A 2791-nucleotide genomic window follows, 5' to 3' on the forward strand; every position below is an offset into this window, starting at 1 on the left:
CCCTGCGGGGCACCGGCCAGGCGCTGCACCCCGTCCAGGCGGGCGGGGCGGACCGGGTGGTGCAGCGGTCCGGCTTCGACGCCGCGACCGGCACCTTCACCGTGCCGGGCCGCACCGTGGCGGTGTTCGTCCAACACTGATTCGTACACTGCGACAACTCCCGGGCTCCGTACCACTGTTCAGGTGGTGCGGAGCCCGGCTCCGGTTCGGGGACGGCAAGGTTCCGTTCCGGACGCACAATGGCCGGAAACCGTTGATGGCACGGCCGGAACTGTGATGTGCCGGGTCTGCCTGGCGCTGGCGGCCGCTCTCCGCGGGGGGAAGCGGCCCTGAGTGCTGGTCACCGACCGTCGGCAGTGATCGAACTTTGTCCGGGGCATGAAAACCGTGTTCACGAGTTCGTCACGGGGTAACACAACTGACGAACCGTCCTGCATACGGTTTCGGTAATGAATCGGCCAATCCGTGGCATGCATCTGTCATTAACCGCTCGGTAGCTGCCACGATTCCCCCGGCTGTAGACGAGGGGGCCCCACCCCCCGGTGCAGCTGTTCCAGTTCAGGTGCAGCGCGTCCCGACCCTGCAAACGAGTTGTGAGCAACGCATCCGCACTCCCGTCGCACCCGGCGGGGGCCCCCACTGCGCCGCAACCGCGGCCCAGGTTTCTCTCCACCGTGCGCGACCCGGCGCCGGTCGGAAAAGGAGTCCGCATGTCCCGTTACGCTCACGCCCGGAAGGCGGCGGTTGTCATGGCCGCCTCCACCGCGCTGCTGGTCACCGGCATACCGGTGATCGCCCAGGCGGCCACGCCGGACGCGCCGGCCGCCGTCGCGGCCCAGCAGGCGAGCCGCGCCCAGCTGATCTCCGTCGCGAACCAGCAGACCGCCTCCCTCGCCCAGACCCTGGGCCTGAGCGGCACCGAGAAGCTGGTCACCAGGGACGTCATCCAGGACGCGGACGGCACCCGCCACCTGCGGTACGAGCGCACCCTCGACGGACTGCCCGTCCTGGGTGGGGACCTGGTGGTGCACCAGGCGCCCACCGGTGCGACCAAGAGCGTTGACCGGGCCAGCACCGCCTCGCTGAGCGGTGTGAGCACCACGCCGAAGCTGGCCGCGCCGGCCGCGCAGAGCGCCGCGCTCGCCGCCGAGTCGGGCACCGCGGTCGACACCGCGCCGCGCCTGGTGGTCTGGGCCGGGGACAACAGCCCCCGGCTGGCCTGGGAGACCGTCGTCTCCTCCACCAAGTCGGACGGCACCCCGAGCAAGATGCACGTCGTCACCGACGCCACCAGCGGCCAGGTCATCCAGCAGTGGGACGGCATCGAGACCGGCTCCGGCAAGGGCGTCTTCGTCGGCAACGTCACCATCGGCACGACCCAGTCGGGCTCGACGTTCCAGATGAAGGACACCACCCGCGGTGGGATGTACACCACCAACCTGAACCACGGGTCCTCGGGCACCGGCACGCTGTACAGCAAGGCGACCGACACCTGGGGCGACGGCACCGTCAACAACGGCGAGTCCGCCGCGGTCGACGCCCACTTCGGTGTCGCGGCCACCTGGGACTACTACAAGAACACCTTCGGCCGCAACGGCATCCGCAACGACGGTGTCGGCGCCTACAGCCGCGTCCACTACGGCAACAACTACGTGAACGCGTTCTGGGACGACTCCTGCTTCTGCATGACGTACGGCGACGGCAGCAACAACACCGCGCCGCTCACCGAGCTGGACGTCGCGGGCCACGAGATGAGCCACGGCGTCACCGCGGCCACCGCCAACCTGACCTACTCGGGCGAGTCCGGCGGCCTCAACGAGGCCACCTCGGACATCTTCGGCACCATGGTCGAGTTCTCCGCCAACATCCCCACCGACAACCCCGATTACCTGATCGGTGAGTTGATCAACATCAACGGCGACGGCACCCCGCTGCGCTACATGGACAAGCCGTCCAAGGACGGTGCCTCGGCCGACTACTGGTCCTCCACCGTCGGCAACAAGGACGTCCACTACTCCTCCGGCGTCGCCAACCACTTCTTCTACCTGCTGTCCGAGGGCAGCGGCGCGAAGGTCATCAACGGCGTCAGCTACGACTCGCCGACCCAGGGCAACATCACGGTCACGGGCATCGGCCGGGACAAGGCCGCGGCCGTCTGGTACCGCGCGCTGACCACCTACATGACCTCCAGCACCAACTACGCCGCGGCGCGCATCGCGACGGAGAAGGCGGCCACCGACCTGTACGGCGCCGGCAGCGCCGAGCTGACCGCGGTCAGCACCGCCTGGGCGGGCGTCAACGTCGGCACCGCGCCCAGCGGCGGCGTCACCGTCACCAACCCGGGCAACCAGTCCACCGCCGTCGGCGGTGCGGTGAACCTCCAGGTCAGCGCCACCGGCGGCACCGCCCCGCTGACCTACACCGCGACCGGCCTGCCCACCGGCCTGTCGATCTCCTCCTCCGGTGCGATCACCGGTACCGCCTCCACCGCGGGCACCTACAACGTGACCGTCACGGCGAAGGACTCGGCCGGCAAGACCGGCAGCACCAGCTTCACCTGGACCGTCTCCACCGGTGGCGGCAGCTGCACCCCGGCGCAGCTGCTGGGCAACGCGGGCTTCGAGACCGGCACCGCCACCCCGTGGACGGCGTCCAGCGGCGTGGTGGACAACAGCTCCTCGCAGGCGGCCCACGGTGGCTCCTGGAAGGCGTGGCTGAACGGCTACGGCTCGACCCACTCGGACTCGCTGTCGCAGACGGTGAGCATCCCGTCGGGCTGCAAGGCGACGCT

2 protein-coding genes are annotated in these 2791 nt (G+C 69.6%); both read left to right on the plus strand.

Features of this window, described 5'->3' with window-relative positions; all coding sequences use genetic code 11:
- A partial coding sequence (locus ACIQOV_RS35975) for an alpha-1,6-glucosidase domain-containing protein (RefSeq protein ID WP_401055021.1) occupies window positions 1-140 on the plus strand: 140 nt, incomplete at its 5' end.
- A 570-nt stretch (window positions 141-710) separates the two neighbouring features.
- The coding region (locus ACIQOV_RS35980) for a M4 family metallopeptidase (protein WP_401055020.1) at window positions 711-2791 on the plus strand (2081 nt) is incomplete at its 3' end.

It is taken from the genome of Kitasatospora sp. NPDC091257 (assembly GCF_044757675.1).
In the GTDB taxonomy this organism is placed as follows: Bacteria; Actinomycetota; Actinomycetes; order Streptomycetales; family Streptomycetaceae; genus Kitasatospora; species Kitasatospora lactacystinica.